The organism is Achromobacter sp. 1011811831 (genome assembly GCF_059760905.1).
Genome location: NZ_JCBANG010000099.1, coordinates 1 through 21,366 on the forward strand (window position 1 = coordinate 1; position 21,366 = coordinate 21,366).

General features: G+C 70.0%; 16 protein-coding genes. 11 read left to right on the plus strand and 5 right to left on the minus strand.

What is annotated here, in order from left to right; all coding sequences use genetic code 11:
* Positions 1-46: 46 nt before the first annotated feature.
* Entirely contained in the window at positions 47-1,246 is a 1,200-nt protein-coding gene (fdhA, locus tag AC6LJ9_RS26190; protein ID WP_498149809.1) for a formaldehyde dehydrogenase, glutathione-independent, read from the minus strand.
* A gap of 332 nt (positions 1,247-1,578) precedes the next feature.
* Here fdhA and AC6LJ9_RS26195 point away from each other — a divergent pair, with 332 nt between their 5' ends.
* On the plus strand, positions 1,579-3,210 hold the full coding sequence (locus tag AC6LJ9_RS26195) for a BCCT family transporter (protein WP_498149810.1): 1,632 nt from the start codon (positions 1,579-1,581) through the stop codon (positions 3,208-3,210).
* Positions 3,211-3,250: 40 nt separating this feature from the next.
* Here the strand turns inward: AC6LJ9_RS26195 and AC6LJ9_RS26200 are convergent, their stop codons facing one another.
* Entirely contained in the window at positions 3,251-4,054 is an 804-nt protein-coding gene (locus tag AC6LJ9_RS26200; protein ID WP_498149811.1) for a helix-turn-helix transcriptional regulator, read from the minus strand.
* Positions 4,055-4,208: 154 nt separating this feature from the next.
* Between AC6LJ9_RS26200 and AC6LJ9_RS26205 the strand changes: the two genes are divergently transcribed.
* The 8 genes from AC6LJ9_RS26205 (at position 4,209) to AC6LJ9_RS26240 (ending at position 12,449) form a co-directional block, all read left to right on the plus strand.
* On the plus strand, positions 4,209-5,915 hold the full coding sequence (locus AC6LJ9_RS26205) for an FAD-dependent oxidoreductase (RefSeq protein WP_498149812.1): 1,707 nt from the start codon (positions 4,209-4,211) through the stop codon (positions 5,913-5,915).
* Complete coding sequence (locus AC6LJ9_RS26210) at positions 5,890-6,096, plus strand: DUF2783 domain-containing protein (protein WP_212312443.1); 207 nt, start codon at positions 5,890-5,892, stop codon at positions 6,094-6,096. The genes AC6LJ9_RS26205 and AC6LJ9_RS26210 overlap by 26 nt, the downstream gene beginning before the upstream one ends.
* Before the next feature lie 16 nt (positions 6,097-6,112).
* Positions 6,113-6,694: a VOC family protein gene (locus AC6LJ9_RS26215; RefSeq protein WP_498149813.1), complete on the plus strand. Its 582-nt coding sequence runs from the start codon at positions 6,113-6,115 to the stop codon at positions 6,692-6,694.
* A gap of 31 nt (positions 6,695-6,725) precedes the next feature.
* The gene (locus AC6LJ9_RS26220; RefSeq protein ID WP_212312441.1) at positions 6,726-7,685 is read left to right on the plus strand and encodes an MBL fold metallo-hydrolase; all 960 of its coding nucleotides are present in this window, start codon (positions 6,726-6,728) and stop codon (positions 7,683-7,685) included.
* A 37-nt stretch (positions 7,686-7,722) separates the two neighbouring features.
* The gene (locus AC6LJ9_RS26225; protein ID WP_498149814.1) at positions 7,723-8,748 is read left to right on the plus strand and encodes a fumarylacetoacetate hydrolase family protein; all 1,026 of its coding nucleotides are present in this window, start codon (positions 7,723-7,725) and stop codon (positions 8,746-8,748) included.
* A 12-nt stretch (positions 8,749-8,760) separates the two neighbouring features.
* The gene (maiA, locus tag AC6LJ9_RS26230; protein ID WP_498149815.1) at positions 8,761-9,444 is read left to right on the plus strand and encodes a maleylacetoacetate isomerase; all 684 of its coding nucleotides are present in this window, start codon (positions 8,761-8,763) and stop codon (positions 9,442-9,444) included.
* 93 nt (positions 9,445-9,537) lie between these two features.
* On the plus strand, positions 9,538-10,878 hold the full coding sequence (locus AC6LJ9_RS26235; protein ID WP_212312436.1) for an MFS transporter: 1,341 nt from the start codon (positions 9,538-9,540) through the stop codon (positions 10,876-10,878).
* A 23-nt stretch (positions 10,879-10,901) separates the two neighbouring features.
* Positions 10,902-12,449 (plus strand): fumarate hydratase, encoded by a 1,548-nt coding sequence (locus AC6LJ9_RS26240; protein ID WP_498149816.1) that lies wholly within the window; start codon positions 10,902-10,904, stop codon positions 12,447-12,449.
* A gap of 23 nt (positions 12,450-12,472) precedes the next feature.
* Here AC6LJ9_RS26240 and AC6LJ9_RS26245 read toward each other — a convergent pair whose 3' ends face one another.
* Entirely contained in the window at positions 12,473-16,120 is a 3,648-nt protein-coding gene (locus AC6LJ9_RS26245) for a YhdP family protein (RefSeq protein WP_498149817.1), read from the minus strand.
* Between the two features lie 102 nt (positions 16,121-16,222).
* On the opposite strand from AC6LJ9_RS26245, the gene glnE reads away from it, so the two are divergent.
* Both glnE and AC6LJ9_RS26255 read left to right on the plus strand, forming a co-directional pair.
* Positions 16,223-18,991: a bifunctional [glutamate--ammonia ligase]-adenylyl-L-tyrosine phosphorylase/[glutamate--ammonia-ligase] adenylyltransferase gene (glnE, locus tag AC6LJ9_RS26250; protein WP_498149818.1), complete on the plus strand. Its 2,769-nt coding sequence runs from the start codon at positions 16,223-16,225 to the stop codon at positions 18,989-18,991.
* 101 nt (positions 18,992-19,092) lie between these two features.
* On the plus strand, positions 19,093-19,767 hold the full coding sequence (locus tag AC6LJ9_RS26255) for an epoxyqueuosine reductase QueH (protein WP_212318738.1): 675 nt from the start codon (positions 19,093-19,095) through the stop codon (positions 19,765-19,767).
* Between the two features lie 62 nt (positions 19,768-19,829).
* Here AC6LJ9_RS26255 and AC6LJ9_RS26260 read toward each other — a convergent pair whose 3' ends face one another.
* Positions 19,830-20,801 carry an AraC-like ligand-binding domain-containing protein gene (locus tag AC6LJ9_RS26260; protein WP_498149819.1) on the minus strand — a complete coding sequence of 324 codons (972 nt, stop codon included), beginning with the start codon at positions 20,799-20,801 and terminating at the stop codon, positions 19,830-19,832.
* Positions 20,802-20,931: 130 nt separating this feature from the next.
* Positions 20,932-21,333 carry a c-type cytochrome gene (locus AC6LJ9_RS26265; protein ID WP_498149820.1) on the minus strand — a complete coding sequence of 134 codons (402 nt, stop codon included), beginning with the start codon at positions 21,331-21,333 and terminating at the stop codon, positions 20,932-20,934.
* Positions 21,334-21,366: the final 33 nt, after the last annotated feature.

Genomic DNA, 21,366 nt, shown 5'->3' on the forward strand with positions numbered 1-21,366 from the left:
GCGCGGGCCTGACGTGGCGCGCGCCGGCTCCAGGCCCGCGTGGCGGTCAGGCCGCCAGCAGCGCGCCGTGCGGATCGATCACGAATTTTCGCGGCGCGCCGGCGTCGAACTCGGCGTACCCCCTGGGCGCATCGTCCAGGGAAATCAGCGTCACGCCCACCACGTCGGCGATCCGCAGGCGATCCCAGAGGATGGCCTGCATCAAGGCCCGGTTGTACTTCGTGACCGGCGTCTGTCCGGTGTGGAAGCTATGGGCCTTGGCCCAGCCCAGGCCGAAGCGGACCGACAGGCTGCCGCGCCGCGCGGCCGGATCGGCGGCGCCGGGATCGTCGGTGACATAGAGCCCGGGAATGCCGATGCGGCCCGCCACCCGCGTCACCTCCATGAGCGCATTGAGCACCGCCGCCGGCGCTTCTGACCGCGAGCCCTCCCCGCCGTGGCCGCGCGCCTCGAAGCCCACCGCGTCGACCGCGCAATCCACCTCCGGCACGCCCAGGATCGCCGCAACCTGCTCGGACAAGGGCGCGTCCAGCGTCAGGTCCACGGTCTGGAAGCCGGACGCGCGCGCATGCGCCAGCCGCGCCGCGTTCACGTCGCCCACGATGACGACGGCCGCGCCCAGCAGCCGCGCCGAGGCCGCGGCCGCCAGCCCCACGGGTCCCGCGCCGGCCACGTAGACCGTGCTGCCCGGCCCCACGCCCGCCGACACCGCGCCGTGGTAGCCGGTGGGCAGGATGTCCGACAGGCAGGTCAGGTCGCGGATCTTCTCCATCGCCTGCGCCGCGTCGGGAAAGCGCAGCAGATTGAAATCGGCGTAGGGCACCATCACGTAGCGGGCCTGTCCGCCGATCCAGCCGCCCATGTCCACATAGCCATACGCGCCTCCGGGCCGGTCCGGATTCACGTTCAGGCACACGCCCGTGTCCTGTTCCTTGCAGCAGCGGCAACGGCCGCAAGCCACGTTGAATGGCACGGACACCAGATCGCCGACCCGCAGCGTCTCCACGTCGGGGCCGATCTCGATGACCTCGCCGGTGATCTCGTGCCCCAGCACCATGCCGGCGGGCGCCGTGGTGCGGCCGCGCACCATGTGCTGGTCGGAACCGCAGATATTGGTGGCGACCACCTTCAGGATGGCGCCATGCCCGATCCTGCGTCCCCGGGGATCCGCCAGCTCGGGGAACCGAAGGGGCTGGACCTCGACGCGTCCCTGCCCCATGTAAACCACGCCTCTGTTCTCTGCCATCGCTCGTCTCCTGGCCGGCCGCGCCGGCGTCGTGCCGGCCGGACGGCCGCGCCTACGCGATGGTGACGCCGCCGGGGCGGGCGCGCTTGTCGCCAGGCGACAGGAAGCAGACGGATTGCGACCGCATCCAGCCCGCCCGACGCACGACCCGCGCCATGTCGGGAATAGGCAGTTTCGCGTCCGGCCCGGAAAAGAGCCGCGCAGCACTTGGGAGAAGAATGGCTGCGGGTCCGTCGCATGCGAGGCAGGTGCGCCGCGGGCCCGCAACCAGGCGCGGCACAACCATAAAACACAAAGGAGGCGGCACGCGCCGTAGCGCGCGCGCCGGAATCATGACCCATCCCCACCATCGGTTCCTGGACCGCCTGCAGGGCAGCGCGCAGGCGGGCCAGGACAACATCCGCTTCGGCATCCTCGACATCCACCATCCCGTCTTTCCCATCTCGGTGGCCGTGATCGCCGCCTTCGTGATCTTCGCCCTGCTGCAGGCCGGCCCCACCGAGGCCGCGCTCAACGGCATTCGCGGCTGGCTGACCTCGACGTTCGACTGGCTCTTCATGGGCGCGGCCAACCTCTTCGTGCTGTTCAGCCTGTTCCTGATCTTCTCGCCCATGGGCAGCGTCGTGATCGGCGGCCAGGATGCGAAGCCCGAATACTCCTTCGTCGGCTGGACCTCGATGCTGTTCGCCACCGGCATGGGAATCGGACTGATCTTCTTCGGCGTGATGGAGCCCGTGCAGCATTTCAACAATCCACCGCTGGGCCTGGCGCCGCCGCTGGACCCGCAGGGCCAGCTGATCGCCCCGGCGGTCGCGCCCGCGAGAGAGCTGGCCATGGCCGCTTCGGTATTCCACTGGGGCCTGCATCCCTGGGCGATCTACGCGGTCGTCGGCCTGTCGTTGGCGCTGATCACCTACAACCTGCGCCTGCCACTGTCGATCCGGTCGGTGTTCTATCCCATCCTCGGACTACGGCACGCGCGCGGCGCGCTGGGCAACGCCATCGACATACTGGCCGTGTTCGCCGTGCTGTTCGGCCTGGCGACCTCGCTGGGTCTGGGCGCGCAGCAGGCGCTGGCCGGCCTGCATCACCTGTATGGCATCGAGATCAACGCGCAGAACAAGATCATCCTGGTGATCGTGATCTCGGCGATCGCCCTGGGCTCGGTCGTGGCCGGCATCGAGGCGGGCGTCAAGCGCCTGTCCGAGCTGAACGTGGCGCTGGCCCTGCTGCTGATGCTGCTCATCATCGCGGTGGGCCCGACCGCCGACATCCTGCGAGGCCTGCTGGACAACACCGCCGCCTACCTGCAATACCTGCCGCTGCTGTCGCAGCCGTTCGGCCGCGACGACAACGCCTTCCTGCAGGGCTGGACCTCGTTCTACTGGGCCTGGTGGATTTCCTGGTCGCCGTTCGTCGGCATGTTCATCGCCCGCATTTCCAAGGGCCGCAGCGTGCGCCAGTTCCTGGTCTGTGTGCTGATCGCGCCCACGCTGGTTTCCATTTTCTGGATGACGACCTTCGGCGGCACCGCGCTGCACCAGCTGGTGGCGCAGGGCTATACGGGCGTGCAGGACATGGTGCTGGCCAACCAGCCCGAGCTGTCGCTCTTCATGATGCTGCGCCAGCTGCCCTGGGCCGGCCTGACCTCGCTGGTCGCGATCGTGCTGGTGGTGATCTTCTTCGTCACCTCGTCGGATTCCGGTTCGCTGGTCATCGATGGCATCACCGCCGGCGGCAAGGTCGACGCGCCCATCATCCAGCGCATCTTCTGGGCCGTGGCCCAGGGCGTGGTCGCGCTGATCCTGCTGCTGGGCGGCGGACTCAATTCCCTGCAGGCCGCCTCGGTGGCCACGGGCTTTCCGTTCCTGTTCGTGCTGCTCCTGATGATGCTGTCGACCTGGCGCGTGCTGCGCTGGTGCCATCGCGCCGAACGCCGGGCGGCATCCCCGTTGCCGCGTTGAGACCGCCGGCGGCCCGGTGCGCCGGGCCGCCCGTCGCGGCTCAACAGGAAAGACGGGTCCGTTCCTGCGCCGCCGGCGACGGCGTCTTGAGCAGGAATTCCTTCAGGCTGGCAACCTGGCATTTCTTGAAGATGCGGTTCTTGTAGGTCACCACGGTGGCCGGCGACAGGCCAAGCTCGCGCCCCACCTGCTTGGCGGTATGGCCGCGCCGCAGCAATCCCGCCACCTGGATTTCCCTCAGAGAAAACCCCGAGGCCCAGCTCTCGGCCTCGGCGCATGCAGGCTCGGCCGGGCAGCGCAGTTCGCGATGTCGCCGGCTCAGCGCGATCAGCAGCGGCGCGCAGCCGCGCAGCAGATCCTCCACGCCGGCTCCATGCCGCCGCGAAAAGTACAGGTTGATGTAGCAGACGCCATCGTCGCGCGCGCCGATGACCGAGATCTTGCTGGCGAAGCCCGGCCGCTCGAACAGCAGGCGCCGGTACTCGGCATCGGGAATACCCTCAGGACAGAGCGGCTCGACGATCAGCGCTTCCGAGCGGCGCCGCTGTCCGGCCATGCCGCAGAGCATCTGGTAATTGGGGTCACGGCGATAGAAGCTGCCGTTGACGTAGAGGTTGGTCGTCCACTCGATCATGGACTGGTTCAGCAGGCTGGCGGCCGAACACTGGCCCAGCCCGCCGGCCTGGTCATAGCTCAGGTCGGTGACGTGGTCGGCGCCCACCAGGTCGCGCAGCCCCGCCAGCAAGGTGGCATGGAAGGCCGGGCCGCCCAGGCCGGTGATCACGGGAACTGCCCACTGCCCGCCGTCCGCGCGCGCGAACGCTTGATGGCTTGTCTCTCTCATGGTTCTGGCTCCCCCAGTCTTGGCGATCGATTCTACGGGGATCGGCGGGCCGCGAGTTGTCCTCTTGCGTGAGGACATGACGCCTGCCGGCGGCACTTCTACATTGGTGCCCTGAAGCCAAGAACTATAGATCACTGGAGCACAAGGTCAAGCCATGATGGAGCTTCCCACCTACCCTTTCCTCAGGCCCGACGAGCTGGACCGCGCCCGGCCCGCGCCGCACCCGGTCATCGTCGTGGGCGGTGGCCTGAGCGGCCTGACGATGGCGCTGGACCTGGTCCGCCGGGGCCAGCGAGTGACCCTGCTGGACGACGACAACACCGTGGGCGTGCGCGGCCTGGCCTCGCGCGGCATGGTCTGGGCGCAGCGCACGCTGGACATCTTCGACCGCCTGGACGTGGCCGACACCATCGTCGCCAAGGGCGTGCGCTGGAACGTCGGGCGCGTACTGTGCCGCGATGCGGCAGTCGCCTCGTTCACGCTGCAGGCCCAGCCGGACATGCGCCACAACGGCTTCGTGAACCTGCAGCAATACTATCTGGAAGCCTTTCTGGTCGAGGCGCTGCAACGCGAGCCGCTGGCCGAGCTGCGCTGGCTCAACCGCGTCGACGCGATCGAGACGCCGGCCGACGGCGGCCCGGTCACGCTGCGCGTGCACACGCCCGAGGGCGACTACCGCACGCGGACCGAATGGGTGATCGCCTGCGACGGCGCCAACAGCCCGCTGCGCCAGGCGCTGGGCCTGCGGCCCGAGGTGTACGACCGCAACGAGGACCGCTGGATCATCATCGACGTGGTGCTGCGCGGTACGTCCTGGCCAGAAGAGCGCTGGACCTGGCTGGACGCCGGCAGCAACCACGGCCGGGCCGTCTGGCGCCACAAGATGGCAGACGACACCTGGCGGCTGGACTTCCAGCTGCGTCCCGACGAAGACGCGCAGGCGGCCTGTACGCCACAGGCCATGCGCCAGCGCGTCTGGGACCTGCTCGGCGAACAGGTCGATTTCGATATCGCCTGGCACGGCGTCTGGGCCTACCGCCATGAATGCCTGTCCGGTCTGCGCCACGGCCGCGTGCTGTTCGCCGGCGACTCGGCGCACCTGGTGGCGCCATTCGGCGCGCGCGGCGGCAACGGCGGCATCCAGGACGCCGACAACCTGGGCTGGAAACTGGCGCTGGTGCTGCAAGGACGCGCCAGCGACGCCCTGCTAGACAGCTACAGCGCCGAGCGCAAGCACGCGGCGCTGGAGAACATCCGCCAGGCGCGGCGCTCGTCGCGCTTCGTGCATCCCGGCCCGGCCGAATCGGCGCGCATGTGGCGCGATGCCATCATCGCCCTGGCCCCGCGCCATGACGTGCCCGCGCGCATGATCAATACCGGCAGGCTCTGCATGCCGGCCGTCTACCCGCCGTCGCCGCTGGCGCATCCCGCCAGCCCGCATGCGGGACGCGCGCTGCCCAATGTGGTGCTGGACCGCCGCGCGCAGCGCTCGCTGCACCAGCTGCTCGGCCCCTGGTTCACCGCCTTGGTTTTCAGGGAACACGTACCGCCTGTCCCGGAACCGACCGACGACGGCGCCCTGCTGCGCCGCGTGGCGGTCGGCGCCCATTGCGACGCCGAGGGCCGCGAGGCGCTGCGGCGCCAGCTGGGCGTGGAGATGGACGGCGAAGTCTGGCTGATCCGGCCGGACCAGCATGTGATGGCCGCCATCGATGCCGCCGCCTCGGGCCAGGCCGACTTGGCCCTGCCGGACTGGATCGCCGCCGCGCTCTACCCCTGCGCCTACAGCGCGTCCCCGGACGCGCATTCCCCATCGAATGCCGGAACCCACGCCCATGCCCATGTCGCAGCCACAGCTTGACGATCTGCTCGAACGCCTGATCGCGCTCACCAGCGCGCCCGATCCCTCGGTCCAGCGCGACCGCCTGGCGCAACTGGTGCTGCTGCTGATCGAAGCCCTGGGCGACGGCGACCGCGCCCAGGCCGCCGTCGACGAAATGATGGCGGCGCACGCGGAGCCGTCCTGCCTGTCCATTCCCTGATTGCCGGAGACCCCGCATGACCCAGCCCGACCTGTCCCGCGCCGCCGCGCCCTGCCCCGCCGTCCGCGGCCTGCACCACTTCGCCTGGCGCTGCCGCGACGCGGAGGAAACCCGCCACTTCTACGAAGACATCCTCGGCCTGCCGCTGGTGCACGTGGTCAAGGAAGAGCGCGTGCCGTCCACCGGCGAGTACTGCCCCTTCGTGCATCTGTTCTTCGAGTTCGCCGACCACTCGCACATCGCCTTCTTCGACCTGGGCGACAACGGCGCCAGCGCGCCCGATCCCGACACGCCGCGCTGGGTCAACCACTTCGCCATGGAAGTCGCGGACGAGGCCGCGCTGGACGCCATGCGCCAGCGGCTGAGCGGGCACGGCATCGAGACCGTGGGGCCGACCGACCACCACTTCATCCGCTCCATCTACTTCTTCGATCCCAACGGCCTGCGCCTGGAAATCACCGTGCGCCTGCCCATGCACGACTACGTCGCCGACAAGCGCCGCGCCGCGCACGACGAGCTGGCCGCCTGGACCCGCGACAAGGCCGCCGGCCTGCGGCCCGGCCAGAGCGGCACCAGCAGCCAGGCGCGGGCCGGCTGATCCCCTGTTTCATTCTTCACAAGGAAATCCCATGAGCAAGCCCTTCGCGTCCCAGGCCGACCTGGCGGAAAAGAAAATCTCGTTCGAGCGCCTGTCGGACAACGCCTATGCCTACGTCGCCGACGGCGATCCGAATTCGGGCGTCATCATCGGCGACGACAGCGTGATGGTGGTCGACGCCACCGCCACGCCGGCCATGGCGCAGGACCTGATCCGCGCGATTCGCGGCGTCACCGACAAGCCCATCCGCCATGTCGCGCTGACGCACTACCACGCGGTGCGCGTGCTGGGCGCGTCCGCCTTCGCCGCCGAAGGCGCGGCCACCGTCATCGCCAGCCGAGGCACGCACGAGCTGATCGTCGAGCGCGGCCAGGCCGACATGGATTCGGAAATCGGCCGCTTCCCGCGCCTGTTCCGCTCGTCCGAATCGATCCCTGGCCTGACCTGGCCCACCATCGTGTTCGAACGCGAGCTGACGATCCGGCTGGGCACGCTGGAGGTGCGCATGATGCATCTGGGCAACGGCCACACGCGCGGCGACAGCGTGGTCTGGATTCCGTCGCAGGGCATCTGTTTCGCGGGCGACCTGGTCGAGTTCAACGCCGGCGTCTACACCGGCGACGCCTACCTGGCGGACTGGCCCGCGACGCTGGACCGGCTCGAAGCGCTGCGCCCCGCGCAGATGGTGCCGGGCCGAGGCCCGGCGCTGACCACGCCGCAGGACTGCCGCGAGGCCATCGGCTACACGCGCCGCTGGGTGCAGACGCTGTACGGCTGCGCGCGCGAGGGCGTGGCCGGCGGCAAGTCCCTCAAGCAGGTCTATGCGGACACGCGACGCGTGATGGATCCGGAGTTCGGCCATGTCGTCATCTACGAACACGCGATTCCCTTCGACGTCTCGCGCGCCTACGACGAAGCCAGCGGCATCGCCGACCCGCGCGTCTGGACCGCCGAGCGCGACCGTGAAATGTGGGCCGAGCTCAACAGCTGAAGCGCCGCCCCGACGAACCCCGCAGGAGATTGAACACATGAAACTCGCCACCTTGAAGAACGGCGCGCGCGACGGCCAGCTGGTCGTCGTCAGCCGCGATCTGTCTCGCCACCTCGCCGTGCCCGCCATCGCCGCCACCTTGCAGCAGGCGCTGGACGACTGGACGCGCATCGCGCCGCGCCTGCAAGCCGAATACCAGGCCTTGAACGACGGCCGCCGCGCCGGCGAACCCTTCGATCCGGCGCGCTGCGCCGCGCCGCTGCCGCGCGCCTATCAATGGCTGGACGCGTCGGCCTACCTGAACCACGTCGATCTGACCCGGCGCGCGCGCGGCGGCGAGATGCCGCCGTCCTTCCGCACCGATCCGCTCATGTATCAGGGCGCGTCGGACGATTTCATGGGGCCGCGGGATCCCATCACCGCCGCCAGCGAAGACCTGGGCGTGGACCTGGAAGCCGAGATCGTCGTGATCACCGACGACGTGCCCTTGGGCGTGGATGCCGACGACGCGCTGCAACACATCGTGCTGCTGGGCCTGGTCAACGACGTCACGCTGCGCAACGTGGTGCTGCCCGAGCTGGCCAAGGGCTTCGGCTTCCTGCAAGGCAAGCCGGCCTCGGCGCTGTCGCCGGTGCTGGTCACGCCCGACGAGCTGCAACCGTACTGGCACGGCGGCAAGCTGCACCGGTCCATGCAGGTCTGGCTGAACGACAGGCTCATCGGCCAGCCCCAGGCCGGCGAGGAAATGCAGTTCCACTTCGGCGAGCTGATCGCGCATGCGGCGCGCACGCGCCGCCTGGGCGCCGGCACGCTGCTGGGCAGCGGCACGATCTCCAATGCCAGCGACGCGGCCGGCGTCTGCTGCCTGGTGGAAGCGCGCGTGCGCGAGAAGCTGCGCGACGGCGAAATGCGCACGCCCTTCCTCAAGCATGGCGACCGCGTGCGCATCGGCATGCGCGACGACAGCGGCGCCAGCCTGTTCGGCGATATCGACCAGGTGGTGGAGATCCCCGGCACGCGGCCGCTGCCGGCCACGGCCGCGCTTGAAACCGCCGAAGCCTGAACGGAGCGCGCGATGGCCGAATCCGCTTCGATCCCCGTGCTGCACAGCTACTGGCGCAGCTCGGCCGCCTACCGCGTGCGCATCGCGCTGGCCCTGAAGGGCCAGCCGTACCGCAGCGTCACCTGGCAGATGGCGCAGGGCGAACACCTGCAGCCGGCCTACCGGCGCCTGGCGCCGTTCGGCCTGGTGCCCATGCTGGACATCGACGGCCTGCGCCTGCAGCAGTCGCTGGCCATCATCGAATACCTGGAGGAACGCAATCCCGAACCCGCCCTGCTGCCGCCAGGCCGCGCGGCCCGGGCACGCGCCCGCGCGCTGGCGCAGCTGATCGCCTGCGAGGTCCATCCACTGAACAACCTGCGCGCGCTCAAGCGGCTGCGCGCCCAGTTCGACGCCGACGACGAGCAGATCGGCGAGTGGTATCGCCATTGGTGCCACGAGGCCTTTTCCGCCTTCGAGGCCGCGCTGGGCGACGACGACGGCGCGCCGTATGTGCTGGGCGCCGCGCCCGGCATCGTCGAGTGCTTCCTGATGCCGCAGGTCTACAACGCCAGGCGCTACGGCGCGGACCTGGCGCCGTATGCGCGGATCGACGCCATCGCGCGGGCCTGCGCCGCCCTGCCGACCTTCCAGGCCGCCAGCCCCGAAAGCCAGCCCGACGCGCCGCAGCCCGCGCCGGTCGCAAGTCCCGCCTGAACCGCGCAGTCCCATCGCAGTCCCCCCAGGAAGGCCGCGCCCCGCACGGCCTTCCCAAGATCAGCGGCGCCGCCGCACCCCAGGAGACAAACCATGCAAACCGAGATTTCCGCGCCCGGCGCCGCCGTCGCGCCCGCCGGTCGTCCGCTGATCAGCGCCGACGACCGCAAGGTGCTGGCCGCCACGCTGGTCGGCTCGACCATCGAGTGGTACGACTACTTCATCTATTCCCAGGCCGCCGGGCTGGTGCTGGGCGCGCTGTTCTTCGCCCCCTTCACCCAGAACAATCCGGAATGGGCGCTGATCCTGTCCTTCGCCACGGTGGGCGTCGCCTTCCTGTTCCGGCCGCTGGGCGCCATCATCTGCGGCCATCTGGGCGACCGCTACGGCCGCAAGCGCGTGCTGGCCGCCACGCTGATCCTGATGGGCTCGGCCACCGCGCTGATCGGCCTGCTGCCGTCCTACGCCGTGCTGGGCGTCTGGGCGCCGGTGCTGCTGGTCGGGCTGCGTGTGCTGCAGGGCTTCTCGGCCGGCGGCGAATGGGGCGGCGCGGCCCTGATGGCGGTGGAACACGCGCCGGCGCACCGCCGCTCGCTGTTCGGCGCCTTTCCGCAGATCGGCGTGCCCATGGGCATGATCGTCGCCACCGGCGTGCTCTGGTGCCTCACCGCCGCCGTCGGCATGGAACGCTTCATGGACTGGGGCTGGCGCGTGCCCTTCCTGCTGTCGGTGCTGCTGATCGTGGTGGGCACCTTCATCCGCCGCGCGGTCGAGGAATCGCCGGTGTTCCTGGAGATGCAGGCGCGCAAGCGCGCCAGCGCCGCGCCGCTGGGCCAGCTGCTGCGCAAGCATCCGCGCGAGGTGCTGCTGACCGCGCTGATCTTCGTGGGCAACAGCGCCGCCGGCTATCTGCTGGTGGGCTTCTTCATCAGCTACGGCAGCCGCGCGCTGAAGATGCCGGCCCAGCAGGTGCTGATGGCCTGCACGCTGGCCGCCGCCGTGTGGCTGGCCACGACGCTGCTCGGCGGCTGGCTGGGCGACCGCATCGGCCGGGTGCGCACCTTCCAGATCGGCTATGTGCTGCTGGCGCTGTGGGCCGTGCCGATGTGGGGCTTCATCGACGCCGCCGACATCGGGCAATTCACGGCCGCGCTGGTGATCCTGGCGCTGCCGCTGGGCCTGACCTACGGCCCGCAGGCGGCGCTGTACGCCGAGATGTTCCCCGCCGACGTGCGCTACTCGGGCATCTCGGTCGGGTATGCGCTGGGCTCCATCCTGGGCGGCGCCTTCGCCGCCATGATCGCGCAATGGATCATCTCGGCCACCGGCAAGTCCTGGATGGTGGGCGTGTACGTCATCGCCATGGCCCTGGTGTCCCTGGTCGCCGTCAGCCTGGTCCGCGAACGGGCCGGCGCCACGCTGCACGCCGAATGACCTTGCCGCCACGACCTCCAGCCATGACCCTCCCCATCCGCCGCCAGGACCTGGTCGACTCCGTCGCCCGCGCCCTGCAGCACATCAGCCATACCCATCCCGCCGACTTCCTCGCGCACCTGGCCGAGGCCCACGCGCGCGAGGCCGGCCCGGCCGCGCGCAATGCGATGACGCAGATCCTGCTGAACTCGCGCATGGCCGCGACGGACCAGCGCCCCATCTGCCAGGACACCGGCATCGTCAACGTGCTGCTTGAAGTCGGCATGGACGCGCGCTGGAGCGGCTTCGACGACGGCCTGGAGGACGCCGTCAACGAAGGCGTGCGCCTGGCCTACCGCCATCCCGACAACCCGCTGCGCGCGTCGGTGGTGTCCGATCCGCTGTTCGGCCGCCCCAACACGCGCGACAACACGCCGGCGGTCATTCATGCGCGCGTCGTGCCTGGCGACGCGTTGACGGTCACTGTGGCGGCCAAGGGCGGCGGCTCCGAGAACAAGGCCCGGCTGGCCATGCTGAACCCGGGCGACAGCGTGGTCGACTGGGTGCTGCGCACGGTGCCCGAACTGGGCGCCGGCTGGTGCCCGCCCGGCATCCTGGGCATCGGCGTGGGCGGCACCGCCGAAAAGGCCATGCAACTGGCCAAGGAAAGCCTGATGGAACCGCTGGACATGCTGTCGCTGCGCGCGGCGCTGCGTGCCGGCCGCAAGCTGACGCCGGAACAGGCCCTGCGCGTCGAGCTGCATGAACGGGTCAACGCGCTGGGCATCGGCGCGCAGGGCCTGGGCGGGCTCAGCACGGTGCTGGACGTCAAGCTCAGGACCCATCCCACGCATGCCGCCGCCAAGCCCGTCGCGCTGATTCCAAACTGCGCCGCCAACCGCCACGTCCGCTTCACCCTCGACGGCGGCGGCCCGGCCCGGTTCGAGGCGCCGCCGCCCGAGGCCTGGCCGGACCTGGCGCCGGCTGCCGCCGTCGACGGCCGGCGCGTCGACCTGGACACGCTGACGCGCGAAGACATCGCGCAATGGCGCGCCGGCGACACGCTGCTGCTCAACGGCCGCATGCTCACCGGCCGCGATGCCGCGCACCGGCGCATCCAGGATCTGCTGGCGCGCGGCGAGCCCATGCCCGTCGATTTCGCGGGCCGGGTCATCTACTACGTCGGCCCGGTGGACCCGGTGCGCAATGAGGCCGTCGGCCCCGCCGGGCCCACCACGTCCACGCGCATGGACGGCTACACGGAGATGATGCTGGCGCAAGGCGGCCTGCTGGCGATGGTGGGCAAGGCCGAGCGCGGACCCGAGGCGGTCGCGGCGATCCGGCGCCATCGCGCCGCCTACCTGATCGCCGTCGGCGGCGCCGCCTATCTGGTGTCCCAGGCCATCCGAGGCGCGCGCGTGGTGGCGTTCGAGGACCTGGGCATGGAAGCCATCTACGAATTCGACGTGGTCGACATGCCCGTCACCGTGGCGGTGGACTCGCGAGGCGGCAACGTGCACGAGGACGGGCCCGCGCGATGGCGGCGCGCGCCGGCGGGCGCCATCGGCGGCATCGCGATCCGCAGCGCCTGAGCGGCGGCGCGGCCCGCGCCGCCTCAGTGTTCGATGAACTCTTCCAGGCGCCGCACCGGCGAGTCCGCCGGACGCGGCGTCTGCTTGGGCACGGGCTTGCCCGAACCATCCAGCGGGTCGATCTTGGGATCGTCCCAGGTGCCGGTGACGGCGTACTCCATGGTCATCGCGCTCGCCAGCGGATGCTTGAGCAGCCACTGCGTCACGAAAGCGCCCAGACCGATCAGCGGATTGACGGCCAACGCCGTCACCACCGCCGCGCCGCTGGCGTCCAGGTTCGGAATCACCACGGCCTTGAGGTTCCAGCGTTCCTGCACCACGTTCACGTCGCCGGCCAGCACGATGGCCGCCACGGGCCCGTTGACCTTGTAGCCGTCGGTGCGCAACACGCCGTCGGACAGCTTCATGTGGCCTCGGATGGTGTCGAACGGAAAGCCGTCGCGCAGCAGGCTGGTGGGATTGGCTTCCAGCTTGGCCAGGCGCTGCAGCGATTGCAGCGACAGCAGTTCCAGCAGCCGCGCCGTGCGCGAATTCACGTGCATGAAGCGGCCCTTGTCGACACTGACCTCTACCTCGCCGTCAATGTCGGCGATATTGTGGGTCCAGGGCAGGTTGCGCCAGGTCATGCGGCCCTGCATCGAGCCATCCCCGCCCGACACCATCTTCTCGAAGCCGATCCGGTCCATGAAGCCGCCCAGGTTGGCGAACTTGATCGCCGCGTCCACGGTCAGGCCGCGACTGGCGCCATCCAGCGTCCAGTCGCCCTTGGCGTCGAGCTTGGCGGCGTCATTGGCGATGGACAGCTTGTCCAGCCGCCAGCGGCGGCCGCGCTCCAGGTTGGTGCCCAGCACCTGCAATTCGCCCAGGTTCTTGCCATAGAGCAGGAACTGCTTGGCCTGCAAATCGATGGCGGGAATGTCGGACAGATCGCTGTTCGAGGACAGGGCCTCGTCGGCCTTGTTGCCGTCGTCCTCGCCGCCCAGCGCCAGGTGCTTCAGGCGCGCGGTGATCTGGCCGGCGATGGCGCCGGAAGCCTCGCGCCACTCCAGCGAACCAGCCGCCTGGCGCGACTGGATGTCCACGCGCCACTGCGCCGGATCCGGACGGGTCGCGTACAGGGTCAGGTCATTGAGCGTGTAGCCGCCGGTGCGCAACACGCCCGTGGCCAGGCTGACGCGGCCGGGCGGCGGCAGGATCGGCTTGGGCGCCGGCTTGCCCTTGCCGGGCTGGACGGAAAAACCGTCGCCGACCTTTTCCCAGCCGTCCATGTCCAGTTCCGGCAGGCTGGCGCTCAGGCTCAGCGCCGCTTCGGTCGGCAGGCTGGCCGGGCGGTTGATGCCGACCGCGCCGCGCGCGAAATACGACGCGGACCTGCTGGCAGGATCGCGCTCGAGCAGCGCGTTCACCGTCGTGCCCAGGCTGGCCGTCAGCCAGCGCCGGCCACGGCTGCCCTGGTCCTGCGCGGAGCCCCATTGCAGCTTCAACGGCTGCGAGGACTGCGCGGACTTGCCAACCGGCGCCGGCATGTCGATCGCCATCCCCGCCAGGTCGGACTCGGCCGAGATCTCGACCGCGCCGCCCTTCTGGTAGCTGAGCTTGCCCTTGTACGCGGCCTTGCCCGAGAAGCGCGACATCGACGCGGTATTGCTGATCTGCGTCAGGCCGGAGCCGGCCAGCGTGCCCTCGAAGTTCAGCGCGTCGCCGCTTTGCGCCAGGCGTCCGGAGATCTTCACGGGCCCGCCCAGGAACTGGGCGCGGACCTCGCGGGTCTGCACGCCCTTCTCGGAGAATTCCAGGTCGCCGTGCATCTGCGTCAGCAGCGGCATTTCCGGCATGAAGGTGAAGCTGTTGTCGGCGAACTGGATATGGCCGTCCACCTGCGTGTCGTCGGTATTGAGCAGCGGCACCGTCAGCTTGATCGGCATGCGCCAGTCGCCCGTGCCCTGCGCCTCGTCCAGCGCGCCGTCGAGCAGCTTGCCCAGCGGCGAATTGTCCACCAGGGCCAGATAGGCCGGCACCGGCCCCGAGCTGTTGCCCGTGACCTGCAGCACGGAATTGAATTCCATGTTCGGAATGACCGCGCTGACCGAGCCCAGCGTCAGCGTCTGGCCCGGCGCCGGGTGCATGAGCGCGCCGCCCGCCGAGTCCAGCGCCAGGCTGACCTTGTCGATACGGAAATTGCCGGACAGGTTTTCAAGCCTGGGCCAGGCCTTGCGCTGCGGCCGCGCGGGGGCATAGTCCACGATCGCGCCGGCGTACTCGCCGGCGATGACGAATTCGCCCTGCGCGCCCGGCGCGCCGTAAGGGAAATCGTCCAGGTCGCCTTTCAGCGTGATCGCCGCCGAGCGCATTTCGCCCGCCGGCAGGCCGGTGGCCAGCCACTCGCGCGCGTCGGGATTGACCGTGAGCGGCAGGTAGCGGTGGATGGCCGGCATGGCGCCACGGATCATCACGCCGCGCAGGTCCGCGCTGCCGGCGGCGGTCTTGCCCTCGGCGCGCCACTGGCCTTGCAGGCGCGCGTCCAGGTCCTCGTTACGGACCCGCAGCTCGGCGATGTCGACGAACCAGTCGCGCGCATCCGGGCCCTTGGTCTGCGCGTCCACGTCCAGCTCGCCCACTTTGACGGTCGGCTGTTCGAAGACGTCGGGCAGCGTGAGCTGGAACCGTTCGGCGCGACCCTTGAGCGAGGCGTTGGGCGCGCCCGGGCTGCGAGCCAGGGCCAGGCTGTCCGTCTGGATGAAATCACCCGGCAGCCCCTGCACGCGGAACTGCGCGTACTCGCCGCGCAGCGCCGGCCCCTCCGGGCGCGCCGCCCAGGACAGTCCGCGCACGGCCAGGTCCGAGGTCAGCTCGGTGAACTTGCCGTGGTCCAGCTGCAGCCAGGCGCGGCCGCTCAGGCGGCCAGCCACGGGCAGCGCCGGCAGCCAGGGCGACCAGGCCAAAGGCTCCAGGTCGTCGGCCTGCAGATAGATCTGTCCGCTCCAGTTGGCGGGGTTGCGCGCGTCGCCCGAGAACAGGCCGCGATTGAACTCGGCCCGCAGGTCCAGCTGCCGGGCCAGCGCCTCGTCGGCCGAGGCGCGCAGCGCGAATCGATGCGACAGCCGGCCGTTGCGCGCCAGGAATTCCACGCCGCGCAGCGTCAGTTCCGGCGCCTGGCGCAACTCGTCCTGCCAGCGGATGACGGCGCCGTGGATCAGCAATTCGCGCTGCGAGGTCAGCCAGCGCAGCGCGGGATGGTCCAGCCCGGGCGCGGGGCCGCCCTGGTCATTCAGGTCGATCGCCATGCCGGCGACCCAGAGGCGGTTCTGCGCGTCGCGGCGCAGGCTCAGTTCGGGCTGGTCGAGCTGCAATTGCAGCAGCCGGGGCGACAGGGTCAGGATGCTGCGCCAGGCCAGCACCGCGGATACCTTGGGCAGGGTCAGCACGGCATCGGCGCCGGCTGCGCCGTCATGGACCTGGACCGAGGCCAGGTCCAGCCTGGGATTGAGGCCCTGCCAATTGGCCTTGAGCGCGCCGATCGAAACCTGTGCGCCCAACGCCTGGCTGGCGTAGGCTTCTATCTGGGGCCGCCACTGGTCGACGCGGGGCAGAACCCAATAGCGCAGGCCCAGCAACCCGATGGCGGCGACGCCATAAACAACCAGCGCGCCCCAGTACAGGCCGCGGAGCACTTTTTTCGGAACAGACACGGATCAGTGGGCAGGAGTAAGGGTCTTGCGGTATCGTCCCCACTTATACCTGAAACGCGTCCTTTAGTCTGCGCCTATTTCATCATGACACCATCGCCCACCCTCGCCCCCGTCCTGGCCTGGTCCGGCCACCTGCGCCGCCGCCTGGAAGCCCTGCCGGACCTGGCGGCCTGGCTGGAAACGGCCCGGCAGGCGCCCGTCACGCCGGCCCGGCTGGCCGAATGGCGCGATGAACTGGCGGGCACAGGCGGCGCCGCCCCGCTGCCGGTCGACGCCTGCCGCATGGTGCTGCGCAAGCTGCGCGAGCGCGTCTTCTGCACGCTGATCGCGCGCGACCTGGGCGGCCAGGCGCCGCTGGAGGAAGTGGTGGGCGCCATGACGGCGCTGGCCGATCTGGCGGTGGCCGAAACCTATCGCAGCGTAGCGTCCGAACTGGCCGCCGTGCACGGCGTGCCGCGCGACCCGGCCACCGGCCTGCCCCAGGAAATGCTGATCGTGGGCATGGGCAAGCTGGGCGGCTGCGAGCTGAACGTGTCGTCCGATATCGACCTCATCATGCTCTATGGCGAGGAAGGCGAGACCGACGGGCCGCGCCGCATCAGCCACCATGAGTTCTATGGCCGCCTGACGCGCCGCATGATGCCGGTGCTGTCCGAGGTGGACGCCAACGGCCAGGTCTTCCGCACCGACCTGCGGCTGCGCCCGGACGGCGACGCCGGCCCGCTGGCCTGGAGCCTGGACGCGCTGGAACACTACCTGATCGGCCAGGGCCGCGAATGGGAGCGCTATGCCTGGCTCAAGGCCCGGCTCATTCCCGCCAGCGCCTTCGAGGGCAGCGACAGTACCCTGCAGGCGCGGCAGCTGGAAAGCCTGCGCGTGCCCTTCGTGTACCGCAAGTACTTCGATTTCGACGCGCTGGCCGCGCTGCGCGCGCTGCGCGAGCGCATCCGCCAGGACTGGCAGCGCCGCGCCAGCGCGCGCAACGGCATCGACAGCGCCAACAACATCAAGCTGGGCGACGGCGGCATCCGCGAGATTGAATTCGTGGTCCAGCTGGCGCAGCTGATCCGCGGCGGACGCATGCCGGCCCTGCAGCGTCGCGGCCTGCTCGAAGCGCTGCACGCCGAAAGCGCCGCCGGGCTGCTGCCCGAGGCCGACGCGCAGCGGCTGGAGGCCGCCTACCGCTTCTTGCGCCGCACCGAGCACGCGCTGCAATACCGCGAAGACGAGCAGACCCACCTGCTGCCCGGCGATCCCGCCCTGCGCGCGGCGCTGGCGGCGGCGCTGGGCATGCAGGCTGGCGAATTCGAGGACACGCTGGCCGCGCACCGCGCCTTCGTCTCGCAGACTTTCCGCAACGTCTTCCGCCTGGTCGGCATGGGCGACGCCGAGGAGCCTGCGCCGGCCGCCGATGCGGCCGACAAGGAAGAACCCGACGAACAGTGCGAGCTGGCCGGGCAGATCCGCCAGGCCTTCGGCGACGAGGCCGACGACCTGCTGCGGCGCGCCGAAACGCTGATGGGCAGCCACCGCGTGCGCAGCCTGCCCGACGCCAGCCGCCGCCGCGTCGAGGCGCTGCTGCCGGCCGCCCTGCGCGCCGCGCGGCAGACGCCCGCGCCGCTGCAGGCGGCGGTGCGGCTGTTCGACCTGATCGAGACCATCGCCCAGCGCAGCGCCTACCTGGCCCTGCTGGCCGAATATCCCGACACGCTGGCGCGCGTGGCCCGCATGGTGGCCGCCAGCCCCTGGGCCGCGCAATACCTGACCCAGCACCCGCTGCTGCTCGACAGCCTGATCGACTGGCGCACGCTGTTCGAGCCGCTGGACTTCGGCCAGATCGCGCGCCAGCTCGCCGCCGACCTGGACGCCTGCCGCCTGCCAGACGGCGATCCCGACATCGAACGCCAGATGAACCTGATGCGCGACGTGCAGCGCCAGGCCAGCTTCCAGCTGCTGGCGCAGGACCTGGAGGGCGAGCTCACCGTTGAGAAGCTGGCCGACCAGCTGTCCGCCCTGGCCGACCTGCTGCTGGCCGAAACCATCCGCCGCGCCTGGCCGCTGGTGAACCGGCAGCCGGGCGCCGAGCCGCGTTTCGCCGTGATCGCCTATGGCAAGCTGGGCGGCAAGGAACTGGGCTACGCCTCGGACCTGGACCTGGTTTTCCTGTTCGACGACCCGCGCGACGATGCCGCCGAGGTCTACGCCAAGCTGGGCCGGCGCATGACGTCCTGGCTGTCCACCATGACCTCGTCGGGCCGGCTGTACGAAATCGACCTGCGGCTGCGGCCGGACGGCGACGCCGGCCTGCTGGCGGTGTCGGTCGAGGCCTTCGAGCAGTACCAGCGCAAGCACGCCTGGTCCTGGGAGCACCAGGCCCTGACCCGCGCCCGCCATGCCGCCGGCGACGCCGCGGTCGGCGAGCGCTTCGAGCGCATCCGCGCCGACATCCTGGTGCAGCCGCGCGATCCGGCGGCGCTGCGCCAGGAAGTGCTGGAAATGCGCGGCAAGATCAATGCCGGCCATCCCAACTCCACGCCCAATTTCGATCTGAAGCACGACGCGGGCGGCATGGTGGACGTGGAGTTCGTCACCCAATACCTGGTGCTGTGCCATTCGGGCAGCCACCCGGTTCTGGTGCGCAACCTCGGCAATATCGCCCTGCTGCGGCTGGCGGGCGAAGCCGGCCTGATCCCGGCCGACCTGGCCCTGCAAGCCGGCGACGCCTACCGCACGCTGCGCCGGGTGCAGCACCAGATGCGGCTGCAGGGCGTGGAAAAGGCCCGCGTCGCGCCCGACCAGCTGCAGGCCGAGCGGGCCGCCGTGCGCGGACTCTGGACCACGGTGCTGGGTTGATCCGTCCCGGGCAGGCGGGCCAACGGCCCGCCTTGCGCCAACTCGTCGTAAAATAAGGGTTTTTCCGGCTTCACCGGCCGTCTTTCCCTTTCTTGTCCGCCATGTCCGAACTCGTGCGCCCCAAACTCGATCTGCCCACCGGCCGCAGCAAGGTGCTGATGCACTCCTGCTGCGCGCCCTGTTCCGGCGAGGTCATGGAAGCCATGACGGCCTCCGGCATCGATTACGCGATCTACTTCTACAACCCGAACATCCATCCGGTCAAAGAGTACGAGATCCGCAAGCAGGAGAACATCCGCTACGCCGAGCAGCACGGCATCGAGTTCATCGACGCCGACTACGACATGGACAACTGGTTCGACCGCGTCAAGGGCCTGGAAGACTCCCCCGAGCGCGGCGAGCGCTGCACGGTCTGCTTCGACATGCGCTTCGAACGCACCGCGCTGTACGCGCACGAGCACGGCTTCGACACCATCACCAGCTCGCTGGGCATCTCGCGCTGGAAGGACATGAACCAGATCAACGGCTGCGGCGAACGCGCCGCCGCCCGCTACGACGACCTGGTCTACTGGACCTACAACTGGCGCAAGGGCGGTGGCTCGCAGCGCATGATCGAGATCAGCAAGCGCGAGAACTTCTACCAGCAGGAATACTGCGGCTGCGTCTATTCGCTGCGCGACACCAACCGCCACCGCCGCTCGCAGGGCCGCGAGCGCATCCATATCGGCGTGAAGTTCTACGGCAAGGAAGACCTGCTCAAAGAGGAAAACCTCTAGGACGGGTCAACGCCAGGAACGGCCCGGCACGGGCAGTCGGCGGACAACACCACGGGGCGCGTTCAGCGCCCCGTCGCGTTTTCGGCGGCGCGACGCCGGTACTCGGAAGGCGACACGCCGTAGCGGTGGCGGAACGCGTGGCTGAAGCGCGCCGCATCGGAAAAGCCGTAGCGGAAGGCAATGTCGCCGATCTGGCGCGCGGCCTGCGCGGCGTCGCACAGCATGTCCCGGCAGCGCTCCAGGCGCGCGCTGAGGATGAAGTCCGCCGGCGTGGTCGAGGCCTGCGCGAACAGGTTGTACAGATAGCGCCGCGACACCCGCAACGCGGCCGCGGCCATGGCTGGCGACAGCTCGGGATCGTGCAGGTTCTCCAGGATGTGCTGCTGCACGCGGCGCAGTTGCGCCTGGCGCAGCCCGGCCTGCTCCTGGTCGGCGCGGCCGCCGGCGCGCTCGCTGATGTCCAGCCCCATCATCTGCATCACGGCGTTGGCCGCGTCGCGCGCGGCGCTCTCGGACAGATGGGCATGCTCGCCCAGCGCCACGCGCAGCAGGTCCATCGCCATGCGCCCGCAGCCCTGGCGGGCGCTGAACACTCGCGCCACCGCGTTCTGCATATGGGGCTCCCAGGCCTGGACCTGCCTGCCCGGCACCTGCATCACCAGGAAATGCGCGTTGTCGTCCACGTCGACCTCGTAGGGCCGCGTGGTGTCGTACACGCCCCACTCGCCCGGCGCCAGCAGCGCGCGCCGCGACGCCTGCCTGATCTCGCTGCGGCCGGACAGCTGCAACGTGACCTTGTAGCCGGCGCTCTCGGACTGGTTGGCCTGCAGCCGGCTGCGGCTGACGCGCTGCGCGCTGGTATGCAGCTCGCTCACGCGCAGCCAGGCCAGCTCGTCATCGGCCACGCTGCTGCGAAAGCGCCCAGGGTGCAGCGCGGACACATCCAGCGGCACGAAGGCGCTGCTGATGCTCTCCTTCCAGCTGGCGCAATCCAGGAATTGCTTGGGCGCGCTGCGCAACAGGGTCTGGGACATGACGGCTCCGGCTTCTCGGTCTCTTTTGAACTCTTTCTAGCACCCGAGATCGCCCCCGAGTATCGGTGACAACCCCTATGGCCTGCCAGCCATGGAAAGCGCTTCGCTGCCGCCCGATGCCGAACCGCGCTCAGGGCTGCCGATGGCTGCCATAGGAATACTCGGACAGCGGGAATCCGCGCTCCGCCAGTTCCCGGCCCAGCGCGTGCCGCACCGGCACCACGTCGTCGTAGCGACGCGGCCGCGCGGCGGCGACCTCGGCCTGCGTGTAGGGCTGGAAGTCCGCCGGCAGCTGCGCCGGGCTGAACGAAGCCAGCACCCAGTTCAACACCGCCGCCAGGTCCGCGTCGCTCAACTGCGACTGCGCCGCGCCAGGCACGCGGATCAGGTATTCGCGCCCGGCCGGCAGCCGCGTGAAGTGGCCGACCGAATCGCGGAAGTCCGGTATGCCGTGCCGCGTGCTGCCACGCCCGTCCACGCGATGGCAGCCGGCACATTGCAGCACATAGTCCGCGCGCGCCGCCGCGCGCAGCGTGGCCTCGCCGCCGGCGGCCCGGTCCTGCGA